17 protein-coding genes and 1 pseudogene are annotated in these 23844 nt (G+C 64.9%); 9 read left to right on the top strand and 9 right to left on the bottom strand.

Going from position 1 to position 23844, the window contains the following annotated elements; genetic code table 11:
* The first annotated feature begins 7 nt into the window (after positions 1-7).
* The 4 genes from A3CW_RS47460 (at position 8) to A3CW_RS0124185 (ending at position 6537) form a co-directional block, all read left to right on the top strand.
* The gene (locus A3CW_RS47460; RefSeq protein WP_051481682.1) at positions 8-1294 is read left to right on the top strand and encodes a hypothetical protein; all 1287 of its coding nucleotides are present in this window, start codon (positions 8-10) and stop codon (positions 1292-1294) included.
* A complete protein-coding gene (locus A3CW_RS0124195) occupies positions 1281-2957 on the top strand; it encodes a glycoside hydrolase family 44 protein (protein WP_035513767.1) in 1677 nt (558 codons plus the stop codon). Before A3CW_RS47460 ends, A3CW_RS0124195 begins: the two co-directional genes overlap by 14 nt.
* Complete coding sequence (locus A3CW_RS47455; protein ID WP_245623728.1) at positions 2950-4332, top strand: lipopolysaccharide biosynthesis protein; 1383 nt, start codon at positions 2950-2952, stop codon at positions 4330-4332. Before A3CW_RS0124195 ends, A3CW_RS47455 begins: the two co-directional genes overlap by 8 nt.
* A 414-nt stretch (positions 4333-4746) precedes the next feature.
* On the top strand, positions 4747-6537 hold the full coding sequence (locus A3CW_RS0124185) for an FAD-dependent oxidoreductase (protein WP_028205861.1): 1791 nt from the start codon (positions 4747-4749) through the stop codon (positions 6535-6537).
* A gap of 78 nt (positions 6538-6615) precedes the next feature.
* Here the strand turns inward: A3CW_RS0124185 and A3CW_RS47450 are convergent, their stop codons facing one another.
* The 3 genes from A3CW_RS47450 to A3CW_RS0124170 all read right to left on the bottom strand — a co-directional run bounded on the left by A3CW_RS47450 (position 6616) and on the right by A3CW_RS0124170 (position 9312).
* The gene (locus A3CW_RS47450; protein ID WP_051481681.1) at positions 6616-8298 is read right to left on the bottom strand and encodes an alkaline phosphatase family protein; all 1683 of its coding nucleotides are present in this window, start codon (positions 8296-8298) and stop codon (positions 6616-6618) included.
* Between the two features lie 282 nt (positions 8299-8580).
* Positions 8581-8835, bottom strand: a complete 255-nt coding sequence (locus tag A3CW_RS52485; RefSeq protein WP_211254081.1) for a hypothetical protein — start codon at positions 8833-8835, stop codon at positions 8581-8583.
* A gap of 60 nt (positions 8836-8895) precedes the next feature.
* Entirely contained in the window at positions 8896-9312 is a 417-nt protein-coding gene (locus A3CW_RS0124170) for a PilZ domain-containing protein (RefSeq protein ID WP_154678018.1), read from the bottom strand.
* A gap of 138 nt (positions 9313-9450) precedes the next feature.
* On the opposite strand from A3CW_RS0124170, the gene A3CW_RS50305 reads away from it, so the two are divergent.
* The 4 genes and pseudogenes from A3CW_RS50305 (at position 9451) to A3CW_RS0124155 (ending at position 14601) form a co-directional block, all read left to right on the top strand.
* Positions 9451-11877 (top strand): putative bifunctional diguanylate cyclase/phosphodiesterase, encoded by a 2427-nt coding sequence (locus tag A3CW_RS50305; RefSeq protein ID WP_081771784.1) that lies wholly within the window; start codon positions 9451-9453, stop codon positions 11875-11877.
* A gap of 13 nt (positions 11878-11890) precedes the next feature.
* Positions 11891-11968: pseudogene (locus A3CW_RS51175) on the top strand (methyl-accepting chemotaxis protein); the annotation flags it as partial.
* A 172-nt stretch (positions 11969-12140) separates the two neighbouring features.
* On the top strand, positions 12141-13892 hold the full coding sequence (locus A3CW_RS47440; protein WP_051481679.1) for a SulP family inorganic anion transporter: 1752 nt from the start codon (positions 12141-12143) through the stop codon (positions 13890-13892).
* 28 nt (positions 13893-13920) lie between these two features.
* Positions 13921-14601, top strand: a complete 681-nt coding sequence (locus A3CW_RS0124155; protein WP_028205859.1) for a VIT1/CCC1 transporter family protein — start codon at positions 13921-13923, stop codon at positions 14599-14601.
* Between the two features lie 76 nt (positions 14602-14677).
* On the opposite strand, the gene A3CW_RS47435 is transcribed toward A3CW_RS0124155, so the two are convergent.
* The 6 genes from A3CW_RS47435 to A3CW_RS0124125 all read right to left on the bottom strand — a co-directional run bounded on the left by A3CW_RS47435 (position 14678) and on the right by A3CW_RS0124125 (position 22710).
* The gene (locus tag A3CW_RS47435) at positions 14678-15745 is read right to left on the bottom strand and encodes a RodZ family helix-turn-helix domain-containing protein (RefSeq protein WP_245623727.1); all 1068 of its coding nucleotides are present in this window, start codon (positions 15743-15745) and stop codon (positions 14678-14680) included.
* A gap of 363 nt (positions 15746-16108) precedes the next feature.
* The gene (locus A3CW_RS0124145; RefSeq protein WP_035513763.1) at positions 16109-18010 is read right to left on the bottom strand and encodes a PD40 domain-containing protein; all 1902 of its coding nucleotides are present in this window, start codon (positions 18008-18010) and stop codon (positions 16109-16111) included.
* Between the two features lie 260 nt (positions 18011-18270).
* On the bottom strand, positions 18271-18819 hold the full coding sequence (locus A3CW_RS0124140) for a DUF488 domain-containing protein (protein ID WP_028205857.1): 549 nt from the start codon (positions 18817-18819) through the stop codon (positions 18271-18273).
* A 122-nt stretch (positions 18820-18941) separates the two neighbouring features.
* Complete coding sequence (locus A3CW_RS0124135; RefSeq protein ID WP_028205856.1) at positions 18942-19649, bottom strand: transposase; 708 nt, start codon at positions 19647-19649, stop codon at positions 18942-18944.
* A 386-nt stretch (positions 19650-20035) separates the two neighbouring features.
* Positions 20036-20983 carry an NAD-dependent epimerase/dehydratase family protein gene (locus A3CW_RS0124130; protein ID WP_028205855.1) on the bottom strand — a complete coding sequence of 316 codons (948 nt, stop codon included), beginning with the start codon at positions 20981-20983 and terminating at the stop codon, positions 20036-20038.
* On the bottom strand, positions 20983-22710 hold the full coding sequence (locus tag A3CW_RS0124125; protein ID WP_028205854.1) for an FAD-dependent oxidoreductase: 1728 nt from the start codon (positions 22708-22710) through the stop codon (positions 20983-20985). The genes A3CW_RS0124130 and A3CW_RS0124125 overlap by 1 nt, the downstream gene beginning before the upstream one ends.
* Before the next feature lie 308 nt (positions 22711-23018).
* Here A3CW_RS0124125 and A3CW_RS0124120 point away from each other — a divergent pair, with 308 nt between their 5' ends.
* A complete protein-coding gene (locus tag A3CW_RS0124120) occupies positions 23019-23843 on the top strand; it encodes a WecB/TagA/CpsF family glycosyltransferase (protein WP_028205853.1) in 825 nt (274 codons plus the stop codon).
* Position 23844 lies beyond the last annotated feature (1 nt).

Genomic DNA, 23844 nt, shown 5'->3' with positions numbered 1-23844 from the left:
AACTGCAATGGAAACCGCCACCACGACCACCGGGCTTGCCCCGGTCTTTTCGAGCGAGCCCGCCAGGTGGCGGGTCACGTGGTGGCTGCTCGCGCTCTTGCCGCTCTTTGGGCAGACCTTCCACTACCTGAGCACGCTCGTGCCGCTCTGGGCGCTCTCGAAAGCGCTGCCGGTCATTTCGCTGCCCGGCGTGCTGCGTCTGGGCGGCGAACCGCGTTTTCCCATGACGCGGCAAATCCTCATCAGCTTCGCGTGGCTCTTGCTGGTGCCGAGCTTCGCCGCCGTGTTCTATTTCCACGAGGGTTTTTTCACGAGCATCACGGCGCAGGTGAAACTGCTGCCCGTCCTGTACTTCTTCTCGTTTCTCGCGCTGCTCCTCACGCTCAAGCCCACGCTCGGCGAGCTGGAGCGCGGTTTCGTGGTGCTGGGCGTCGTCATTCTCGCGGTGCTGATCGTGCTCTGGGCCGTGGTGCCCTCCGACTGGTACCAGGAGTCGTATGTGATCGGCCAGTCGCCCTTTTTCAGCAGCGACAGCCGCGGCCATCGCATCCGCATGTCGATGTATTTCCCGCTCATCCTGCTGTTCTTCTGCTACCGGCGCGCCTTTTTCGAAAAGCATGCGGGCTATCTGTTCGGCGTGGTCGTCGCGTTCGCGGTCACGCTGCTGATCGTCAAGACGCGCGCCATGGTCATCGGCATCATGGGCGTGCTCGTCATCAACACCTTTGCCTGGTCGCGCATGCGCACGCGCGTTCTGCTGCTGCTCGCCGCGCCCGTCGCGCTCGCCGCCATGTTCTCGGCGGGCTACCTCGCCACGACCTTCAGCACCGACGCGAGCACGGGCTTCGACACGCGCCGCATCACCATCCTGCTCGCCACGAAGTTCCTCGGCAGCGAACCGATGCGCTGGCTCTTCGGGGTGGGCACGATCAGCTCGACCAGCAAGGACAACCTGATCGACTACTTTCACCACTTCTTCTTCCTCGCCGACATTACGTGGCTCGGCATCGTGTTCGAGTACGGCCTGATCGGCGCGCTCATCATCCTGTTCTTCCAGCTGCGCGGCATCGTGTTCTACCGGCGCCTGCGCAAGAAGGTCGATGACGATTTTCTCGGCGCGCTGTTCGACTATCTCGTCTACGTCCTGCTCATTTCATTCTTCTACCCGCCTACCCTCACGCCGGGCGAGACCGCGGTCATTCTCGCAATCTTCGCGTACGTCTGGCGCGTGGGCGAGCTGGACAGCGAACACGACGACCATGCCGATCTGCAGGTTCACCATGCCTCGCTTTAAGCGCATCAAGCGCCCCAATCTGCATACGCTGCTGGTCGGCGCGCTGCTCATGTCGGGCGCGGCGGCCTGCACCGACGCGACCTCGGGCACGCCCTTGCCGGTGGCCATCTCGGTGGACGCCGCCGCCGGCCGGCACCCCATCAGCCCGCTGATTTACGGCATCAACTTCGGCACGACGGCCGTCCTGCAAGACCTGCGCGCGCCGGTCAACCGCTCCGGCGGCAACAGCGCCTCGGCCTATAACTGGCGCATCGACGCACGCAACGCGGGCAAGGACTGGTATTTCGAGAGCCTCGCCGTCAATCCCGCCGATATCAACGACCAGTTCGGCGAGCGCTTCGTCGCGCTCACCCAGGCGGCGGCCGCCACGCCCATCGTGACCATTCCGATGCTCGGCCGGGTGGCGAAACTCGGGCCGGCGCGCGAGACGCTCGCGAGCTTCTCGATCGCCAAATACGGCGCGCAGCCGAATCACGACGTGAACGGCCACGCCGACGCCGGCAACGGCCTGGCGCCCGGCGACAAGCCGATCGCCGGCAACGACGCGAACGACGCCTCGACGCCCGACGACCCGCAAAACGAGCAGGCGCGCGTCGCGGATCTGGTCAAGCAATTCGGCGGCGCAAGTGGCGGCGGCGTGCGTTACTACGCGCTCGACAACGAGCCGAGCCTTTGGCAGCTGATTCACCGCGACGTGCATCCCACGGGCGCGCATGCGAGCGAAATCGCCAGCAAGGTGATCGCCTATTCGCGCGCCGTGAAGGCGGCGGACCCGCACGCGCAGATCGTCGCCCCGGAAGAATGGGGCTGGCAGGGCTATTTCTACAGCGGCTTCGACCAGCAGTACGCCGCGGACCACGGCCTCGATCACACGCCCGACCGCACAGGCGAAACCCAGGGCATGCCGTACGTGCCGTGGCTCCTCACGCAATGGAAAGCGGCGGGCCATCCGGTCGACGTGTTCAGCCTGCACTTCTACCCGCAGGGCGGCGAATATGCCGAAGCTGGCGTGACGAACTCGCAGGCCGTCGCGCTCATGCGCAACCGCTCCACGCGCGACCTGTGGGACCCGAACTACAAAGACCCCACGTGGATCAACAGCGTCGTGGCGCTGATCCCGCTGATGCGCCGCTGGGTCGATACGTACTACTACCCGGGCACGCCCATCGGCATCACGGAATACAACTGGGGCGGCGACACGCTGATGAACGGCGCGACGGCCCAGGCCGACGTGCTCGGCATTTTCGGCCGCGAGGGGCTGGACATCGCCACGCGCTGGGGCACGCTCGATCCTTCGATGCCGGTGTACAAGGCATTCAGGCTCTACCGCAACTACGACGGCAACGGCGCGGCGTTCGGCGCGACCAGCGTTGCCGCGAGCGCGCCCGACCCGGACACCGTTTCCGCGTTCGCCGCCTTGCGCGAACGCGACCACGCGCTGACGCTCGTGGTCATCAACAAGCAGCTGGACCGCCCCGCCGACGCCGCCATCACGCTCGATCATTTCGCGGCCAGCGGCGTGGCCGAAACCTGGCGGCTCGCGAACAACCAGCTGTTTCGCATGCCCGACGCGCGCTACCAGGACAGCACGCTGCGCGCGAGCCTGCCCGCGCAGAGCGTGACGCTGTTCGTACTGCGCGGCGCCCAGGCACAGCATGACTGAAGCACGCGAAGCGCAAATGCCCGCGCGCCAGAACGACGGCTCGATGATCCGGGGCTCGCTCGTGAGCCTCGGCGTGCGCCTGCTCGACCTGCCGAGCCGCTACGGTTTCCATTTGCTGATCGCCGCCATGCTGGGCGTGGTGCAGACGGGCGACTTTTATATCGTGTTCAGCACAATGGTGGCGCTCGCGGGCTTCGGGCGTCTCGGCATCGACCAGGCGCTCACGCGGCAGATCGCGATGGACCTCGCGGCGGGCGAGGCGCGCGCCGTGCGGCCGGCCATCCGCCGCGCGCTGTGGCTGGTGCTGCTCGCCTCCACGGCCATGTCGATTGCGCTTGGCGCGGGCGCGTTCGCCTTCGCGCACGACGTGCTGAAGAAGCCCGAACTCGCCTGGCCGCTCGCGCTCGGCGCGCTCTCGTTCATCCCGCAAAATCTCGGTGCGGCAATGGCGGGGGCGCTTGCCGGACTCCAGCGCGTGGGCTGCAGCCAGATGATCTATTCCTGGCTCTGGCCCGCGATCTTCTGCGCCGTCGCCATCCCGCTCGGCATGACGCGCGGCATGAGCGTCGCCAGCACGCTCATGCTGATCGCCGCCAGCTTCACGCTCACCGCGCTGACCGGCGCGTTTCTGCTCAAGCGTTTTCTTGCCGGCGTGACCGCCGGTGCACAAGCGCGAGCCGAACCGCCGCGCTTGCTCAAGTCGGGTTTGCCGCTCTTCACACTGGAATTCACGAAGCTCCTGATCACCTCGGCGCCCGCCATCGTGCTCGGCATCGTCGCCTCGTCACGCGAGACCGGGCTCTTCGCGCTGGCATGGCGGCTCGCGCTCGTCATCAATCTGCTGATCAGCGGCGTGACCGGCATGGCCGCGCCGAAGTTCGCGAGCCTTTTCGCGCGCAACGACCAGCACGGGCTCGACAAAAGCGCGGCCCAGGCGGCGGGCCTCGTGCTGTGCCTCGCGTTGCCCGCCGCGCTGTGCATGCTGCTCTTTCCCGAACACCTGCTGCGCTTGTTCGGGCCGGGCTTCGGCGGCGGCGCGGCCGCGCTGCGCGTGCTCGCGCTCGGCCAGATCGCCGCGGCATGCTTTACGGCCATGCCCGAACTGCTGGGCATGACCGCGCACACTGCCGTGCTGTACCGAATCAACCTCTACTCGGTCGCCATGCTGCTCGTGGGCCTCGCCGTGCTCTCGCCGCCTGGCGGCAGCGTCGGCGCGGCGGCGGCGGCATCGCTGGCCATTGCCGTGAACGGCGCGCTCGCGGCGTGGGCGGCGCACCGGCTGCTGGGCGTATTGCCACTTGCGCTGCTTGGGCGATGGGTGCTCGGGCGCGTGCCGGGACGCACCGCGGCGAACGACGCGAAACGGGACGCCTAGATCGTCGGGATTGCAACGGCGCCGACTTCAACTCTGACCAACAATAACGGCACGTCGGGACCGATCCAGGACGACAGCGAGACGCAAAAAAAAGGCGCCTCGACCCGCGACATGCTGCGTACCCCTGAGGCACGCAGCATTGCTGATATCATGAAAAGCACCCCCGACCCCTCTGCGCTCCCCGTGGAGGCAGGGCCGTAAGCAATCGCGGACACTGGAGGCGCAAGCACCCGATGTCGTCAGCCGAGGACCGTTTCCCGGACACGCAACCACTGCCAGGCGAGGCGAAGGCGGCCCCCGGATGCCTGCGCGCCCGCCCACGCGCGCGGGCAGCATTGCATCACATTTGGGAGAGCTAATCGTTTTACCCAGCTTGCCCATTCCGGTTCACCCATCGCGAGGAGAACAGCCGTCATGAAACGACGCTGCCTGCTAAAGGGGGTTGTCGCTTTGCCGTACCTCACCGCCACCTCGAGTTTCGCCGGCGCGCTGCCCGCTGCGGCTCGTGCGGGCCGCATCCGGCCCAGCGATCCCGCGTGGCCGAAAGCTTCGGAATGGGAAGCGTTGAGCCAGGCGGTCGGCGGAAATTTGCTGCAACCCACCACGATCTGGCAAACCTGCGCACAAGCGCCCCACGCGCCAGCGTGCCTGGCAAGAATCAAGGAAGCGCGCAATCCGTTCGCGCTCGGCGACGATCCTGGCGCCACCCAGATCTCCGGCTGGCTCGATGCATGGACGGCGCACGCAAGCGCCTACGCAGTGGCGGCCCGCTCGACCGCGGACGTTGTCGCGGGCGTCAATTTCGTGCGCCAACACAACTTGCGCCTCGTGGTGAAAGGCGGCGGCCACAGTTACCTTGGCGGCTCGAACGCGCCGGATTCCCTGCTGATCTGGACGCGCGGGATGAACCGCATCGAACTCCATGACGCGTTCGTGCCGGCCGGCTGCCCGACGCCGCCACAGCCGGCCGTGACGGTGGAGGCAGGCTGCATGTGGATCGACGTCTATACCGCCGTCACGACGCAGGCCGGACGCTACGTCCAGGGCGGCGGCTGTACGACCGTGGGCGTTGCCGGCCTCGTTCTGGGCGGCGGCTTCGGCTCCTACTCGAAGCGCTACGGACTCGCAGCCGCGAGTCTGCTCCAGGCGGAGATCGTCACCGCCGACGGCATTGTCCGCACGGTCAACGCATGCCAGGAGCCCGATCTTTTCTGGGCGCTCAAAGGGGGCGGCGGCGGCAGTTTCGGTGTGGTGACGAGGCTCACGCTACAGACCCATGACCTGCCCGCGAGCTTCGGCTGGGCCAGGTTCAAGGTCAAGACTTCATCGCCGGAGGCTTATCGGCGGCTCGCTGCGCGACTGGTCGATCACTATGCAGAACATCTGTTCAACCCTGCATGGGGCGAGCGCTTCATCTTTCACAGCGACGAGATCGAGGTGGCGATGGTGTGCCATGGCCTCGACGACCATCAGGTCAAGTCGGTCTGGGCGTCCTTCATCGATTGGGTGCGGGCCTCGCCGGGCGATTTCACCCTCACCGAGGGACCTCGCGTCGGCGCCGGCCCTGCGCGCCGCTGGTGGGACGTCGAAGCCAACCCGGGACTCGTGGCAGACCCACGCACGGGCGCCGCGCACAACCATGGCTGGTGGCAAGGCGATGGCGAACAGGCTTCAGCCTTCCTGCACGCCTACGAGTCGCAATGGCTGCCCGCGGCCCTTCTCGAACCGGCGCAACGCGGCCGGCTCGTTGACGCCTTCGTGGCGGCGGCCCAGTTTCAGGCCGTCGAACTGCATTTCAACAAGGGACTCGCGGGCGCGCCGCCGGAGGTGAACGAACAGGCGCGCCAGTGTGCCACCAATCCGAAAGTCGCCGACGCCTTCGGTCTGATGATCGTCGCCACAGGCGGCCCGCCGCCCTTTCCGGGCCTGCCCATCCCCGCGCCTGACATGGCGCAGGCACATCGCAACGCCGCGAACATAGCCAAGGCCGCGACCATTCTCAAGGCGCTATCGCCAGCAAGCGGCTCCTATATTTCGGAGACCGATTTTTTTCGCAGCGATTGGCGCGAAGCGTTTTGGGGCGTCAACTACGCACGGCTAAAAACGATCAAGGATCGCTACGATCCGGAAGGGTTCTTTTACGTCCATCACGGCGTGGGCAGCGAGGACTGGAGTCCCGACGGCTTCACACCCGTGCAGTCGTGAACGTTGCGGCGGCGGACGCGCATCTTCACGACACGCCGACGGCCCCAAGCCAAAAGGGACCGTCGGCGCACGCTGCGGCTACTGCTGTGAATTGCCGCCCGAGTCGTCGTCCCCCGTGGTCTGCAGGCCCGGAAGGACCTGGGTGCCTTCACGCTGAACGGCTACCAGCTTGTGCGGGTCGAGACCGAGCACCTTCAGGATGGTCGGCGCCACCTGCATGTTGGTCACCGGCGTATTGACGACATTCTTCTGCAGCTTCGGATTGGAGACCACCAGCAGCGTGTTCGTATCGTCCGTGTAGAGTCCGCCGTGTTCGGCCAGCTTCGCCGCGCTCTTGCTGTAGATCGTCCCGGGTATCGGCTGAATGATGAGATCGGGGACACGGCCCTGGGCAGGATCGCCCCAGATCGCCTTCAGCGCTGCGTCGTGGTAGAGCGTCTGGATGTGAGTGGAATTGCCGCTCGCCTCGTCGGCGCCAAGGATCGAGACCGCCTTTGCCGTATCGCCGTGGTTCTTGAGCCAGATGAGCGACACGTCGTCGGCCGTTTCCTGGGCAACCGGCACGCCGCCATTGCCGAGCACGGTGGCGACATCGCTCACATCGGCGGTGGCATACGCGTTCTTCGAACCGCTCAGCATGTGAAGCTTCTTGAGGTCGATCGGCGACTGGCCGTGTTTACCGCCGACGATGAACAGCGTCGAATGCAGGAGATGGCCCGCTTTGAGCGCATCGTACATCTGGCCCAGCGAGGCATCGACGAAGTCGAGCGACTGCTCGAGCGGCAGTGTCGGCGTCCCGGCTGCATCGAGATAGCCGCCACGCGTCGTGGTCGTGCCTTCCATCGCGGACGTGACCTTCTGTCCGACGCTCACCGCCTGAAAGTTCATGCCGAAGATCGCGGGTACGCCCACCTGCTTCGTCCCGGTCTGATCGAGCCCATGAATCCAGTTCAATACGACCTTGACCTTGAAGCCGTCATAAGCCTGGGTATATATCGGGTCGGCGGTCCAGTCGTCGGTCGCGGGCGCACCCGGAAAGCCATTGGCTTGCAGAGAGGTCGAGTTGATCTCGGGCGCGTAGAGTTCGTCGAGGCCCAGCCCCGAAGGCCCGTTCACGATCTCGTAGGCCGGGTGCTTGTCCGACCACGCGGTGCGCATGCCGGCCTGATGAATGATCTCGAAGATCGTGTTCGTGCCGTTCTTGAGATACAGATGCGGCCAGACCTGCACGCAGGCGCCGCCGGCCGTCTTGCGCAGCGGGAGCTTCGCGGGATTGATGTGCGGATTGCGCGGGTCGTACGTGGCTCCCGCGGGCGGCGATCCGCCGTCGAGCTGGGTGAGATCCCAGTCGAGCGCTTCGAAGTTGGTCACCTCCGTGCCGGGCGTGCCCGTGCAATTGCTGCCCGGCGGGTACAGGGTCGCGTCGTAGGTGTCGTCATAGAAGACGCCGTGGCTCAGCGGGCTGCCGCCGGTTGCGAATGCGAGGAGGCCGGGATACGAGTCGGAAGGCCTGGATGTCGATGCGTGGGTGTACTCGACACCGTGTTTGACGAGCTTCGCGAAGGTGGATTGCGGGTGTGTCTTGATGTAGTTTTCCAGGTCGGCCTCGTGCATCCCGTCCACACTGATCAGCAAAACGTGCGTGTATCGCTGGTTGTGATCGCCATCCTGATCCTGCGCTGTCGCGGCCATGCTCGCAAACGCCAGCACGCTCGCACTGACGATTGCCCTGACTCCAAACCATTTTCCGAACGCGTTCATTCTTCACCTCTTGATATGAATTATGAATTGGGCGCGAAAGCGCCCTAGAGGAGATAAGTCGCGGAATGAGAAAATGCCGTGAAAGATTACTTTCGGTTGTCTTCCACAGGAGCGCGGGAGGCTTGAGGGACGTGCGTTTGACTCAATGTAACAGGTTGTATCAGGGCAGCGCGGCTATTCCATGACGTTGTGAATGCAGCGATCTCTTTCGACCGATTAATCCATTCGCGATGTCAATCTGGAATCCTGATGATAACGTTTATCATTTATTGTGCGAATCGTCTAACCAGCCGAACTCGCCCCGTTCAGATCGATGTCATTGCCCTTTCCGCGCTCGAGCATATCGAGCGCGAGCACGCGTCCGACATCGCGCACGAACGCTTCCATGATCGCGAGAGATTCCGGGCTGCCCGGCACACAGTCTTCGGGATTCCGCTTTCCCTGTGCCCGTCTGATCGCGCGGATGCTGGATTCCAGCGCCCGTGCTTCTGCCCAGATCGGATCGTCTTGCGGTGGTTTGGGTTGTTCGTGCGCCATGCTGGGATTTTCGGCGGCCGGCACACAAACTTTAGCGTCTGGGCGTGACTTGTTGAACGGCTAGGGCGCGGCCTTCGCGATGAGGTCTTGCAGACGGGCCATCGAGCGCTGATCCAGCGGGTGCATCTCGCAACCCACGCGGCTCCATCCTCTTTCCTGATCCTCGGAGATCCAGCGAACATCGAGCGCGACGGCGAGGACGATGTCGTCTTCGTCGTCGATCGGCGCCGACTGCAGCCACCCCAAGACCGTCTCTCCCCGGAAGAGCAGTCCGTTGCGCGCGTGCAGGAGCGCCCCGCGCGAGCTAAGGTCAGCGACCTGTGCGAGAGCCTTGCCGTCCCTGTTCAGAAGCAGCGGGGCGAACAACAGCGGCGTACGGACCTCCCGACGCATATCCAGTCCACTTCGCATACGCATGGCACCTGTTTTCAACGTTTCATTTTTATTGAGCGTCGGGATTTTAACGTGACTGCGCACAATTAAGCGCCTGAACAGTCTGGCCGCTCTTCACGCGCCCCCAATTCGCCCTGGCGAAATAGCGATTGCCTGCCCTCAAGTTGCGCGGATCTTTGTCGATATGTCAATTGCATTGATTGTGGGCGCGGGGTGACGAATATGCAGCGTGGGGACAGCAAGATGGGGGATGGCGCACGAAATCCGGCCGCGAGGCCGGCGCCCATCGGGCCATGGCGCGTGCTGCACGCATGGAGCACGCAAAAAACACGGCTGGTCGCGCCGCTGGCACTGATTGCGATCCTGTCGGCCATCGCCCTGAATACCGTCATCGCCCTGCGGCAGTCTCATGAGCAGCGATATGCGCTCGCGCAGCAGCGTGCAGTCGAATCGGCCAAGCGGGATCTCGACGAACTGCAGAGCGCGCTTCTCGACGAGCATGAGCAGCTCTACACGGTCATCGGCACGCGGCCGTTCTATCGGCGCGCCGCCTACATTTATCCGCTTCCGGCGCTCATCGACAACGCCAACGCGGCGCAGCGGACCTGCGAAGGCCGCGAGCGCTGCATCGCCCTGCTCGACGAGTTGAAGGACATGATTCGCCATCTGGGCGCCCTGAGCAACCGGCTCGCGACGTACTCCATGCTCAAGCCGGGCAGCGTGACGATGGATACGCCGTCGCTGGGCGAACTCGACGCGCGCTTTTTCCAGACGATGCAGAAGATCGGCGAGATCCGCATGGACGAAGACGCGCACCTCGACCGGTCGGTCAGCCGGGCGTCGCGTGATTCGCAAATGGCCTCGGCGCTCCTGCTCGGTTCGGGACTGGCGGCGGCGCTCCTGCTGCTGGCCTTTCTGCGCCGCAACGCGCGTATCACGAAATCGTTGCGCAAAGCGCTCCAGACGGCGGACGTCAACCGCAAGAAGTATAAGCGCCTCTTTCAGCTCAACCCGCTGCCGATCTGGATTGTCGACGACGCGTCCATGCGGCTCGTCGCCGTCAACGACATGGCGGCGCGCGCCCTGGGCTATCGCGCGAGCGAGATGCTCGCGCTGACGCTTGCCGACCTGCGCATGAACAAGACCGCGCTGCATGGCGCATCGTTCGCGCACGCGCGCGCCCGGGACGACGGCACGGCCATCTGGGAACACAGAACGAAAAGCGGCGAGCTGCGCTCGATGAATGTATTCCAGCTGCAAACGGATTTCGACGGCCGCAGCGCGACCCTTTGCGTGATGGAGGACGTCACGGCGCAACTCGCTGCCCAGGCCGAACTCAGGCACCGGGCCGAATACGACGCGCTCACCGGCCTCACGAACCGCAAGTATTTCGACGAGCGCGTGACCCGCGAGCTGCAACAGGCGGGCCGGGCGGGCAAGACGCTCGCGATGATCTTCCTCGATCTCGACAATTTCAAGGAGGTCAACGACTCGCTCGGCCACCGCGTCGGCGACGCGCTGCTGGCCCAGATCGCGCGGCGCATCGAGCGCGTCGTCAGCGAGCGCGGGACGGTGGCGCGCTATGGCGGCGACGAATTCATGGTCATCGCCGACGGCGCAGCCCCGTTGCTCGAACCGCTGCTCGACGCACTGCTCGCCGCGATGACGGAACCGATCCAGGTCGCGGGCCACGAACTCTTCATCGAGGCCAGCATCGGCATCAGCCTCTACCCCGCCGACGGCGACGATGCCGACGCGCTGGTGCGCAATGCCGACGCCGCGATGTATCTGGCCAAGCAGAACGGCCGCAATCAGTACCAGTTCTATCGCCCGGAATTGAGCGAAGCCGCGACCTCGCGCTTGCGCATTTCGACGCGCCTGCGCCAGGCGTTCCGCAACGGCGGGTTGAGCGTGCTGTATCAGCCGCAAATCGATATGGCGTCGGGCGCGATGATCGGCGCCGAGGCGCTTCTGCGATGGACCGACGCGGAACTCGGCAGCGTGTCGCCGGCGGTGTTCATCCCGGTCGCCGAGGAAACCGGCCTGATTCGCGGCATCGGCGAATGGGTGCTGCGCGAGGCATGCCGGGAAGCGGTGCGCTGGAATCTCGACCCGGCGCGGCCAATACGCGTCTCCGTCAACGTCTCGCCCTTGCAGTTCGAGCATGGCGACCTGATGGGCCAGGTCAGGCAGGCGCTGTGCGACTCGGGTTTGCCGCCAGCGCTGCTCGAACTCGAAGTGACCGAGGGCGCGCTCATGCGCACGCCCGATCTCGCCGCGCGCACGTTGGCCGCTTTGCGGGAGATGGGCGTGCGCGTCGCCATCGACGATTTCGGCACGGGTTATTCGAGCCTCGGGTATCTCAAGCGCTTTCGAGTCGATCGCCTCAAGATCGACCGCGAATTCGTGCGCGAGATTGGCCAGGACACGGAAACGGAAGCGATCACGCTCGCCGTCATCGCCGTGGCGAAGGCGCTCAATTTCGAACTGATCGCGGAAGGCGTCGAGACCAGCGGCCATCGCGATTTCCTGCTGCAGAACGGCTGCATGCATGCCCAAGGTTTCCTGTACAGCCGCGCCGTCAGCGCCGGCGCAATCGCCGACATCGCGGCGAATGCGGCGGTACGCCCAACGCCGCTGCCCGCGTGATCGGCACGACGGCGCGGCGCGCGCCGGCAGTCAGGGGCGCGGCTTCGCGGTCGTCGCGCAGGAAGTACGCGCGCTTGCGGAGCGCAGCTCGGGCGCGCCTGGCGCAGTAGGACCAAAGTCCGATTGACGATTGATCCGCAACATGGGATTGGTCAAATTTCCGCTTCAGCATGTTGAATGCAGTAGCCCACAGGAAGGCAGCGGTGAGACATTCGACGTAGGCGTGCGTCGGTAGTGTTCCCGTTCCTGGAGGCCACAGCATCATGCGCGATCAGTCCGCGTCGCACCGCAAATCCGGCTTTCGTCTTCCCGTTCTCGAATGGGTACGCGACTACCCGACATCGTGGATCAAACCCGACGTCGTCGCGGGCGTCACGGCAGCGGCTGTCGTGTTGCCCAAAGCGATGGCTTACGCGACCGTCGCCGGACTGCCCGTCGAGGCCGGGCTCTACACGGCGTTCGTGCCGATGGTGATCTACGCGCTCTTTGGCACGTCGAGGCCACTGAGCGTCAGCACCAGCGCGACGCTGGCCATCCTGAGCGCGGCCGCGCTCGGTCAGGTCGCACCGGATGGCAACACCACCCAACTGCTCGTCGCGACCGCTACGCTCACGCTGCTCGTCGGCCTCATCCTCGTTCTCGCTGCCTTGCTCAGGCTGGGGTTTGTCGCGAACTTCATTTCCGAGCCCGTGCTGACGGGTTTCAAGGCCGGCATCGCCATCGTCATCGTGCTCGATCAACTGCCAAAACTGATTGGCATTCACGTCGTGAAAGGGTCTTTCTTTCATAACGTGTCCGCGCTCGCCGCAGGGCTTCCCCATGCGTCGATGGCGACGGTTGCGATGGGCGCCCTGACGATCGCCGTGCTGGTCGCGCTCGAACACTGGTATCCGAAGTCCCCGGCCCCGCTCATTGCGGTGGCGCTCGGGATTGCGTGCGTCGCTTTCGCTGGCGTGCAGCGGTACGGCGTGGAGATCGTCGGCCAGATCCCGACCGGGTTGCCGTCGTTCGTGATGCCGGATCTGTCGCTGATCGACGCGCTCTGGCCGGCGGCGGTGGGCATTGCCTTGATGAGTTTTACCGAAACGATTGCTTCAGGGCGCGCATTCGCGCTCAGCGGGGAACCCGTTCCGCTGCCGAACCGCGAACTGCTGGCGACGGGCCTCGGCAACGCGGTGGGCGCCCTGTTCGGCTCGATGCCCGCGGGCGGCGGAACGACCCAGACGGCCGTCAACCGGCTGGCAGGTGCGCATTCGCAACTGGCCGAACTCGCCACCGCCGCCGTGACGCTCGGCACCATGGTGCTGCTCGCGCCCGTCATCGGTCTCATGCCCCATGCCACGCTCGCTGCCGTGGTGATCGTCTATTCGATCGGCCTGCTCAACCCGGCGGACTTTCGCGCGATCCTCGCCATCCGGCGTACCGAGTTTGTCTGGGCGGTCGTGGCGCTGGTGGGCGTCGTGCTGCTCGGCACGCTGCAAGGCATTCTGATCGCCATCGTCGTTTCGCTCGTCGCACTCGCCCATCAGGTATCCGATCCCCCCGTGCACGTGCTGCGACGCAAGCCAGGCACGAACGTATTCCGGCCGATATCGGACGAGCATCCAAACGACGAGGACTTTCCCGGACTGCTGCTCCTGCGGCCCGAGGGGCGAATTTTCTTTCTCAACGCCGCCAATATCGTGCACAAGATCGTGCCGCTCCTCGCCCAGGCACGCCCCAGGGTCGTCGCGCTCGATATGCGGGCGGTATTCGATGTGGAGTACACAGCATTGAAGATGCTGACCGAGGCCGAGAGGAAATGTCGCGAGAGCGGGATCGAAGTCTGGGTCGTCGGCCTCAATCCGGAAGTCTTTGCCGTCGTCGAGAAGGCACCGCTTGGCAGCGTGCTTGGACATGAGCGCATGTTTCTCAATCTCGAACAGGCGCTCGCCGCGTGGTGGGAGGTGGAGCATGCCATGTCGCGCAATGGCGTATCGTCTGCCAGTAGCCATCCCGGACACGGAACGCGATGACCGCGCATCCCCTCTCGCACGAGGCCGTATGAACACCACTACCCCGACACGGCAAGCCGCAGCCGAAAAGCGCGAGCCCATCCTCAATACGGTCGATCGCGTGACCGAACTGTGCTTTGGCCTGTTCATGGCGTTGACGTTCGTCGGAGCCGTCAAGGCGGTCACAGCGGGCGAGGACGCCGGCCGCAAACTGTTCCTCGCCGCCCTCGGATGCAATCTCGCCTGGGGCCTCGCCGACGCCGTGATGTATCTTGTTCGCACGCTCGCGGATCGCGGACAGCGCCTGACACTCGCCCTGACCGTCAAGCGCGAACCGGACCGCGCCGCAGCCGTGCGGGCATTGCGCGGCGCGTTGCCGAAGGCGCTGGAGCCGCTCGTCGACGACGAAGAACTCGAGTTGATTCGCGCGCGCCTCGCCGCGGCGCCTACGCTGCCACCTCGCGCGCAGTTCAGGCGCGATGACTTTCTTGGGGCACTGGGCGTTTTTCTGCTCGTCGTCGTATCGACGTTCCCCGTTGCCCTGCCCTTTATCCTCGTGAGGGATCACACGGCGGCGCTCGTCATCTCACGCATCCTCACGCTCGCGATGCTGTTCACCGCCGGTTTTGCGCTAGGACGCTACACCGGCGCGGGCGCGATGAGAGCGGGCTTCGCCATGACGCTGCTTGGGGTCGTGCTGACGATGGCGATCATTGCGCTCGGCGGATAGTCGCGAGGCAACGCGGATTCGGTATCCGCGGCCATCGGCAACCCGCACTACGGTTGCCGACGACCGTCATCCCCGGTCAGAAGTGGATTTCGGCCACGAACATCGGGACGGATGTCTGAGTCGTGCCCGGTTGTTCGGAAGCCGGCGTGCCGTACATGTTGTGCCAGTATTCGTAGCCAAGACCCATGTACGCCGTGCGCGGATGGCCGGCGAACGATCCGACGTCAGCCAGCAGATACGCGCGGGTCAGGAACTCCGTTGTGGTCTCGACTCCGGCGCCATCCTTCCCCTTCGGCCCGGTGACGCTTGCGAAACCCTTGAAGACCAGAGGAACAGGACCGATACGGAAGTTATAGAGCCAGGAACTCTCGAGGTGCACGGCGGGGTTGAAATGCACCTCCACGTTCGTGATGCCATCGTGATTGCTCTCGGTGCGAACGCCGAGCGTGATATTCCAGAACCCGTTGGGTATGGCAAGGTCGATGGTGGGCCCGACAACCACCATGCGGGCCCGTTGGGCAAAGGCATCGTTCTTGGTGCCGAATTCATAGCCGACCGTCAGGCCGAAGTCCCGCATGAAGCCATAGGAAAACGGTCTGCCGAAAATCTTGCCTGCGCTGAACGAGACGCGGCCGACGCTGTAGAGTTCCTGCGCGCCGCCCGAACCCGGCGTGGGATAGCCGTATTGATTGGTCGGACCCGCTTCGGGATTCGCCATGCTGGAGACGAGGTAATCCACGTTGAACGCGTAACTGCCGAACTTGAAGCCGCCCGTGGTCGTCAGATAGCCGATGTTCTGCGTGATTTTGGCGGGTGCGCCGGCTTCGGTTCGCACGCCGGGGTAGTAAAAATTGGTGCCGACGCGATAGCCGATATACGTGTCGTTCCACGAAGTCGGCGGGGTGTACAGTCCCGGCGGCGGCGAGAGCGGCGCGGTCACGGTGCTGGCCTGAGACAGCGTCAGGGGCGCGGCGGCCGGAATCGGCGTGGCGCTGGATGCCTTGCTGTCCGTCTGGGCAACCTGCGCCGGCTGAGCCGCGCCCTCTGCAGTCTGCGAGGTATCCGCTGCATGTGCCGCACCGGCGAAGCAGCTGAGGACGGCAACACTTAACAGTGGCGTGCGGATAGCGATCGTTTTTTTCATGTCTCCTTCCATATTTTTGTCGGTATGCAAGATGCGGTCGATTTACGACTCTCGATTTTTCGCACCGTCGGCAAAGCCTTGCGTTGGTCAACGTGATAAAGCCCGCTGCGGTGGAATGGAATGTATGCGATACCCGCTTGAATGCCTTTACACAAAAGTGATTTTCGCTGGCACTTTTTAGTGAGAACGGGCGAATATTCGGGTAAATCTCGAGACTCGCGGACAGTTCAAGCGTACGGAACGTTTGACGGCGCTATTTCGTTGATAAGTACTGCCATGCGAATCCGGGTTGCGAGCAGCCGCAATAAAAAAAGCACCGCGCCTGAGCGCGGTGCCTTTATCGTGTAAACCTGCGGAGCGACCTTACTGTTTGGGAATATAAAGCGGCATCGAATCTTCCCAAAGCGTGTCGGTAATCGCACGCCGATGGCTGCCGTCCGCATTCATCACCCAGTTCTGGCCATCGGGCTGGAACGTGTCGTCGTAAAGCGAAAGCTCGTCGCGGAAGCCATACTCGCCTGAGCTGTACGCAATGCGGCCGTCCCATGTCCAGGTCGCGTGGGCCTGATTCGAACCCGGCGGCGTCACGCGCTGCACATCCGTGCCGTCCGGGTGGATCGTGTACACGTCGTAGTGGAACTTGTTGGGGTCAGTCGGGTTGACCTCCTTGCGCGTGAACACGATCCGCTTGCCGTCCGGCGACCAGCCTGGCAGGTTGTCCGGCTCGGTGGTCAGAACGCTGGTCTTGTGCGTCTCCAGGTCGAGGATGCGCAAGCCCTTGTCCGTATCGCTCCACACGCGGTAGACGACCCGGGTGCCGTCCGGCGAATAGCTCGGGAAGCCTGCGTTCTCTTTCCCGTCGGTCAAAACCTCCGGCTTGCCGTTCATGCTGCCGTCGGCCTTGATGCGCATGATGCGGCCCGGCATGTGAGCGCGCGTAAAGAACCAGCCGCCCACGCCGAAGGCCACCCACTGCTTGTCCGGCGACCAGGTGGGCTGGAACGCGCCCGCCAGCCCCATCTGGATCATCTTCGGATCGAGGCCGCTGGTCACCGGATCGTAGATACGGCGCGCGTCGGTGAAGTCGGTATTCGCCACGACGATCGACGAGCCAACCGCCTTCTCCGTGTACACGAGCGATTTACCGTCGCGCGAGAGTTGCGGGAACACATCGACGAAACGGTAGTTCCATGCGGGATCGAAGCTGTAGAGCGGCGTGCCGTTCGGATGGAACGGCTTGTTGTACACCACCTTCTCGTAGACGACCTGCTTGCCGTCAGCCGAATAATGCGGCGAGCGGATGCCGCTTCCCGCCGTCGCGCGCGACTGGCCGCCCGTCGTATGGAGCCCTTCCTGAGCGCCGTTCTTGATGTGATAAGCGACGTCGGTTGCGCCCACGTATTGCGGGAACACCTTGAATCCCGGCGTGTTTGTCAGTTCCTTGCGCTCGCCCGTGGCCACGTCGACCTGAACGATCTGCGTGTCGACCTTGCCGATGGCCTCGGGACGGTGCGCGCCCCAGGTCGACTCGACCGGCGTCTCATAGAACACCACGTGCTTGCCGTCCGCCGACCACGAGGGCGAGCCCTCGGCAAAGCCGGCGCGTGCGGTGATCTGCTTGAAACCCGTGCCGTCCGGATGGATCTCGTAGATGCTGCTTTCCTGGGTGCGCTCCCAGCCGACCGGCAGGTTGTGGCCTCGCCAGTCGCTGCCGATATCCGACGACAGCGCGATCCACTTGCCGTCCGGCGACCACGACGGACGGAAGAAACTGTGCGGCTTGTCCGGGTCGAACTTGATATCGCCGGTCACGTTATGCAGCGCACCCGTCTTGATGTTGAGCGTCCAGATGTTCGTCGTGCCCCAGCTATCCTTGCCGCGACGCGACGACACGAACGCGATCAGATCCGGATCGGCCGGGTTGTAGACCGCCGCGTCGCTCACCCCGATCCAGTCGGTCAGGCGCTGCAGGCCCGTGCCGTCCACACGCACGCGATAGAGGCTGGCATGGCCGAGACCGTCGCGCTCCGAGGTGAACACGATCCATTTGCCGTCCGGCGAAAAAGAGCCGTGATAGTCGAACCCATCGGACTGGATCAGGCGGTGTTCGTTGCTGCCGTCGGCATTGGCGACATAGAGTTCCGAGGTGCTCGGGCCGATGCGGTAAATCAGCAAGTCGCCCCTGGTGGCCGTCGCGGCATCCGCGCCCGGAACAAGCGCGGCAGCGGCGGCAAGGGTGAGGCACGTCAGGATTTTATTTTTCATCTGAAGCGAAGAACGCACAGTACTAGTCTCCATTTTTTATCAGCGTCGCAGCAACCCGCAAACCGCTGGTCATCGGATTCGCTGGCAGAAAGATAGGCCCTGGGCGCGACTGTGTCCCTATACAATTTTCAGATTCGCTGGCACTTTTTGGGAGCCGGGCAGGCGTAGCGGAACCCGGACGATGCGATGGGCGCGGCCGTTGATGCTGGCGCTCCCGGCCTGGCAGGCGGGCGTGCCGTAGACATCGCCCGGATGGCAATTCAGATTTTCGCCTGATCCACCGGTGGATAGACGATCGACCCGTCAGGTCGAACGACCGCACCCGCCGTCAGCCGCGCGGGTTCGTGTCGTTGCGCACTCATGATGTGCATGACCGTTTCGCCTCGCGCGATCAGGTAGTCGGCGATGATGCGTCGGTGACACCGCCACCACACGGCTTCCGAGCACATCACGGCACAACGCCTGTCGCGCCCCTGTTCGACCAGATGATCGATGCCCGCGTGAAACGCTTCGGAAAGCGCGTAGTCGGCGTAATGATGAAAGCTGCTGTTGATCCAGAAGCCATTGACGTCCGCGGATACGGTTCGCGATTTTCCGCGCAGACCACCGAGTACGGTTTCGTGTTCATACGAGATATCGCATGCCGCAAGCGCAGCAGGCAGGGTTTCCTCGTTGAACTGCGGGTTGGTTCTCGACCTGGGCATTTTTCTCACGTCGACGAGCATGCCGATGTCCGCACCCCTCAACAGCGCGATAAATTCATCGAGGGTGCGGTCGGAATGGCCGATCGTGAAGAATGGGAGGGTCACACTTCCCACCTGCGCGTGAACAATAGCTGGATGACTCGCCGAGCGCTTATTATGCGCCTCCAGCAAGGAGGCGCGCGCTCGTGATTTCGCTCCCTATGCAGCAGCTAGCCCGTCGTCCCTAGTCATGCGAGGGCGCTAGTCGTGCGAACCTTGGGCGGCCGGTCGCGCAGCAGCAGCGGCATCAGCCTCCGGTTGGCCGTCTGCGCCGCCCACTCGCAATAGGCGGCGCTGCCGAGCACCCAGCCCTCGAGCGTCGCCTGCATCAGGTTGTTGACTTCGCATTCGTCTGGAGGCTGTGCGCCCAGATCGCGGTAAGACTGGTGGCGCTCGAACGGCGTATTGCCGAGCGCCCGGTAGAGCGGATGATCCTTGATGAACCTGTCGACACGCAGCCCGACGTGGTGCGTGTAGCTCGACCACGGGTAGTTGCCCGGCTCGGCCACGAGGCGGTTGCGTACCGGCGCATGATCGATGACCTGGCTCGCGAGCAGGAAATAGCGGTCGGGTTCAACGATTGTTGCCCGGTACTCGCCACGCCACATCGCACCGCGGCGTCCGTGGCGGCGGTTGAACGTCTCGACATAGCGACGGCAAACCGCCTGCATCGCCATCGCCACGCTCGATTCGTATGAAGGCGTGACGAGGAACTGCACCGCGTCGGGCATGAGCACCCACGCGTGGATGGCCAGATCGGCGACGCGCGCGGCGTCCGCGAGGCAGGCGAGGAAGTAAAGGTAGTCTCCTTCGTCGAGGAATGCGGGCCCCGTGAGCCCCTGCAAGATAACGTGCTGCGGTTGTTCTGGGACGTAGTGCCGTGCAAGCCGTGTCATGCTGAATTAACCGGAAATCCGATGTGGGGAAGCGATCCGACGGGTATCGGTCGCCTGACGCTGCGTGAGTGCATCTACGATCAAATTCTATGGGGCGCACGCGTGCGTCTGCGTCGCGAACAGGCCTTTTTTATGGCCTCAATTCGCTGATTTGCCGATCGCAACGCGCGCTTTTTTTATGCCGCCGCTGAATAGCCGTCGCACCGCGATCCGGAACCACTAAGTCATGGCAACACGAGCGTACGGTCTCCCTTCGCAGCGCATCTGAACTGGTCAATCTTCGCCGCCATGTGTTTCGCGATTTTTATTTATAGGAATCCGAACGATAACGGGCGCGCCGAAGCCCGAAACTTCGGCGAACCGAAACCCAGGCTACCCCGACCGGTTCAGTCGGCGTGCGACGCCGCCGCCACGAACGCTTCGGCCTGCAGCGCGACGCGCCACGGCGTCCACGCCATATCAAAAGCTTTTTCCGCGCGGCGCGCGTCGAGCCGGATGTCCTGTCGCCACAGCCGCGCGAGCGACGGCGGCAGCGGCGGCGGCACCTTCACACCGCCCAGTTTGCGCCCCGCGATCTCGGCAATCTTCAGCGCGGGCGCCCACACCTTCGTTTCGAGCGCGAGACGCCGCGCACCGATCCGCTCCACCGGCGTCGCCCCCAAAATACGCGCGTACGCGACGAAGTACTCGTTCCAGCGCGGAGCCTGGGCCATCGCCAGGTTGTAGGCCTGTGCGCCCGAAGCCGGCGTGCGCAGCGCAGCCAGCGCCGCCTGCACGACGTCGTCGATGTGAACGAGATTGCTGCAACCGTCGCCAGCGGCGCCGAGGTCGCCCAGGCGCCGCGTGCGCAGCAGCTGCGCAATGCGTGCCGACCATTGCGGACTGCCCCCTCCATAGATGCAGCCCGGGCGCAATATCGTGAGTGCGGGCAGCGAAGCAAGCAGTCGCTCCGACTCGACCTTCGCCTGGCCATAGGGGCTCGCGGCGTCGAGCACGGCTGCTTCGTCGATACGGCCTTCGGCGGCGCCGTACACCGCCATCGAACTGAAGTGGACCACGGGCAGCGGCGCACCGCGCGCCTCCAGCGCGGCAGCCAGCGCGCGCGCATTTGCGACGATCGTCGCCGGCGCACCTGCCACGCAGTTGACAACGCCGTCCACGTCGGCCAGCGCGGCGGCGAGCGACGCGGGGTCCGCGGCATCGACACGGCGCAAGCCACTCGCTTGCCTGCGCGAGGCGGCAACCGGCTCGGCCCATTCGGTACTGTTTAGCGCTTTCACCAGATGGCGGCCGACAAAGCCGGTCGCGCCGAGAACGAGAATACGGGCTTTCATCACGCGGGTTCGGAATGGTTTGCAATGGGAACGGACAGCGCGCCGAGACCGGCGGCGCCCTTGAGGTGTTCGGCAAGCCGCAGTGCGAGCGCGACGATGGTCAAGGTCGGATTCGCCTGGCCCGAAGTCGGGAACACCGCGGCGCCCGTCACATAGACGTTGTCCGCTTCGTGCAGCCGGCAGTCGGCATCGACCACGCTCGTGCGCACGTCGCGCCCCATGCGCGCCGTGCCGATGTGATGTCCGCCATACGCGCCGTAGCGCGTCATTTCGGCTTCGACCTGCGCGGGGTCGTAGCTGAAGCGTCCCACGCCCGCGCGCTCGACCTCGTGCGCGAGCGCGGCGAGCGCACGGCTCACGGTCGCGACATCCTGTTGCGTATAGCGCCAATCCACATGAATGCGGCGCAGGCCGAGCGCATCGGTTTCGTCGCCGAGCGTGACGCGGCTCGCCGCATTGGGCTCCTGCTCCGCATGGAAGTCGAGCGAGAAGCGCAGATTCGCGGGCCGCACGATCACCGAGGGGAACTTGCGCGCGGCCAGCGTGCGCCGCCGCAGCCAGTGCCACAGGAAACGCGCCGTGTTCGGCGCGTCGGCAACGACGTTATTCAGGTGCGCGAGCGTGGAGCCCGCATAGCCTTCGGGCGTGCCGTCGTAGAGGCGCTTCGCGTATTCGTAGGGCACGATGCCGCGCGCGAGATACAGCGCGGAGAGGATGCCGTTGCCGTGCCCGGCGTCGGGAATGCGCGGATGATGCAGGCGTGCAATGAAGTTGCCCGCGCGCAGCGCGGCTTGCTGCTCCGGGCGCAGCGCGAGGCGGCGGCGGCAATAGATGCCCTCTTCCGTCATCTCGTAGCCGTGCCACACCGACTGCGCCGCCGCGAGATCGAGCGTGCCGATCGTGCCCGCGAGATGGCTCATGTAATAGCGGCCCACCGCATCATGGGCGTTGCCGAGTCCCCGGCCGCTCGGCCCGGGGCTGTTGAGCAACAGGCGTGGCACTTCTAGCCCGCCGGCCGCGAGCACGTAGGCGCGCGCGGCCACCTCGAACGTCGCGCCGCCCGTCGCGTCCGTCGCGCCCGTCGTGTTCAGTACGCGCACCTGGGCCGCGCCGACACGCCGCGTCGAACCCGCCAGCATCGGCAGGCGGCACAGGTTCGCATGCTGGAGCACACGCACGCGGCCTTTCGCGAGGCGCGCCCGGTAACGCTGACCGAAGTCGGTCGGGCAACTGAAGCGCTCGAGCATGTGCGTCGAAAACACGTCGCTGGCAAAGCCGCCGATCATCGGGCGCAGCGGCGCGGCGAACGCGCCTTCGGCCGTATAAGCGAATTCGCCCGCTTCGCACAGCGCGTTGGCTTGCGGGTAGTGGCGGAGCACATCGGCGAAGGCGATCGGCCAGCCGCTGTGCGCGACGTAGTCGCGCACCTCGAAGTCGAGCGCGTCGAGCGGCATGCAGCGGCCGCCCCACAGCGTGGTCGAGCCGCCGAAGCGGCGCACGCGATAGTTGTCCGGCGGCGGATGAAGCGCCGCATTCGCCACCGTGCCCGCGTACAGCTGCTGGTTGGCGGGCTCGGGCGCATCGCCGCCGCTCTCCAGCACGATCACGTCGAGCCCGCTCTCCTCCAGCGCGAGCGCGAGCGCAATGCCGGCGGCACCGGCTCCCACGATGCACAGGTCCGCGCGCAGCGTCGTGCCGGCGGGAATCTCACGGGCGTCGGTGATCATCGTCTGTCATGAACGGTAAAGGAAAAACGGGCCGCGGCGATAGTAGCCGATCGCACGCGTGCAACCGCCGGCGCAACCAGAGAAATTTCAGACGCATGCCGATTTTTGTCTCTAAAAAAACACTGTTGTGTTACCCGTCGCACCGACACAGCAGTAAGATTCTGTCTGAAGTCCAAAGCGCCTTGGCAAAAGCCAGGAGACCAGAAAAAAACATAACGTTCGACGCATGACGGGGTGGCACGACGCCGGTTCAACGGGCGCCGTGCGTGGCTCACGTCGTGTGCGCACGTCGGGGTCACAAAAACAAGATGAGCACGCCTTACATAACGGCGGCGCCGCAGGCAGCCGCACGGGGTGTCTTCAAGCCGAGCATTCCCTTGTTCGGACTCAATATCGCCGCCGTGTCGTTCGACACCGCGCTCGACGTGCTTTGTGCCGCCGCCGTGCAGCGCGACGGCCGGGCGCGGGTGGCGGTCACGCCGAACGTCGATCACGTGGTGCGTCTCGACACGCAGCCCGATCTTCAACGCCTTTACCGCACCGCCGACTTCCTGTTCGCGGACGGCATGCCCGTTGTCTGGGCGAGCCGCCTGTTCGGCGCGCCGCTGCCCGAACGCGTGACCGGCTCGGACCTGTTGCCCGCGCTGTGCGAGCGCGCCCGCGCGGGCGGCTGGAAAGTCGTGGTGGTAGGCGGTCGTCCGGGCCACGAAGCCACGCTCCTGAATGGCTTCGCGCAGCACTATCCTGGCCTCGACGTCGAGGTGATCGCGCCTTCCATGACGTTCGATCCGACCGGCCCCGAGGGCGATGCGGTGGCCGAGCGCGTGCGCGCGGCCGCGCCCGATATCGTATTCGTGTGCCTCGGCATGCCCAAGCAGGAACGCTGGGCCCTGCATCACGCCAGCAAGCTGCCGGGCGGCCTCATGCTGTGCGCGGGCGCGGCCGTCGAGTTCGCCGTCGGCCTGCAGCAGCGCGCCCCCGCGTGGATGCAGCGCTGCGGTCTCGAATGGTGCTGGCGCATCAAACAGGACCCCGCGCGCCTGTGGCGCCGCTACCTCGTGGACGACCGCCGCTTCTTCAGCATCCTGTGGCGTCACTGGCGCGCGGCGCGCACGCAGCGGCGCGCGGCGTAAA

Origin of the sequence: Paraburkholderia nodosa DSM 21604, assembly GCF_000519185.1 — a bacterium.
GTDB lineage: Bacteria > Pseudomonadota > Gammaproteobacteria > Burkholderiales > Burkholderiaceae > Paraburkholderia > Paraburkholderia nodosa.
Note: the sequence above shows the minus strand (reverse complement) of the source record. Positions and strands in the feature narration are given on the sequence as shown.

What these genes read in the sequence shown, in the direction of transcription:
- A3CW_RS47460 (WP_051481682.1), top strand. Translation starts at nt 8, where the DNA reads ATGGAAACCGCCACCACGACCACCGGGCTTGCCCCGGTCTTTTCGAGC.
- A3CW_RS47435 (WP_245623727.1), bottom strand. Translation starts at nt 15,745, where the DNA reads ATGAAAAAAACGATCGCTATCCGCACGCCACTGTTAAGTGTTGCCGTC.
- A3CW_RS52485 (WP_211254081.1), bottom strand. Translation starts at nt 8,835, where the DNA reads ATGGCGCACGAACAACCCAAACCACCGCAAGACGATCCGATCTGGGCA.
- A3CW_RS0124125 (WP_028205854.1), bottom strand. Translation starts at nt 22,710, where the DNA reads ATGATCACCGACGCCCGTGAGATTCCCGCCGGCACGACGCTGCGCGCG.
- A3CW_RS0124130 (WP_028205855.1), bottom strand. Translation starts at nt 20,983, where the DNA reads ATGAAAGCCCGTATTCTCGTTCTCGGCGCGACCGGCTTTGTCGGCCGC.
- A3CW_RS0124145 (WP_035513763.1), bottom strand. Translation starts at nt 18,010, where the DNA reads ATGAAAAATAAAATCCTGACGTGCCTCACCCTTGCCGCCGCTGCCGCG.
- A3CW_RS0124135 (WP_028205856.1), bottom strand. Translation starts at nt 19,649, where the DNA reads ATGACACGGCTTGCACGGCACTACGTCCCAGAACAACCGCAGCACGTT.
- A3CW_RS0124120 (WP_028205853.1), top strand. Translation starts at nt 23,019, where the DNA reads ATGAGCACGCCTTACATAACGGCGGCGCCGCAGGCAGCCGCACGGGGT.
- A3CW_RS0124185 (WP_028205861.1), top strand. Translation starts at nt 4,747, where the DNA reads ATGAAACGACGCTGCCTGCTAAAGGGGGTTGTCGCTTTGCCGTACCTC.
- A3CW_RS47440 (WP_051481679.1), top strand. Translation starts at nt 12,141, where the DNA reads ATGCGCGATCAGTCCGCGTCGCACCGCAAATCCGGCTTTCGTCTTCCC.
- A3CW_RS47455 (WP_245623728.1), top strand. Translation starts at nt 2,950, where the DNA reads ATGACTGAAGCACGCGAAGCGCAAATGCCCGCGCGCCAGAACGACGGC.
- A3CW_RS0124195 (WP_035513767.1), top strand. Translation starts at nt 1,281, where the DNA reads ATGCCTCGCTTTAAGCGCATCAAGCGCCCCAATCTGCATACGCTGCTG.
- A3CW_RS0124155 (WP_028205859.1), top strand. Translation starts at nt 13,921, where the DNA reads ATGAACACCACTACCCCGACACGGCAAGCCGCAGCCGAAAAGCGCGAG.
- A3CW_RS50305 (WP_081771784.1), top strand. Translation starts at nt 9,451, where the DNA reads ATGCAGCGTGGGGACAGCAAGATGGGGGATGGCGCACGAAATCCGGCC.
- A3CW_RS47450 (WP_051481681.1), bottom strand. Translation starts at nt 8,298, where the DNA reads ATGAACGCGTTCGGAAAATGGTTTGGAGTCAGGGCAATCGTCAGTGCG.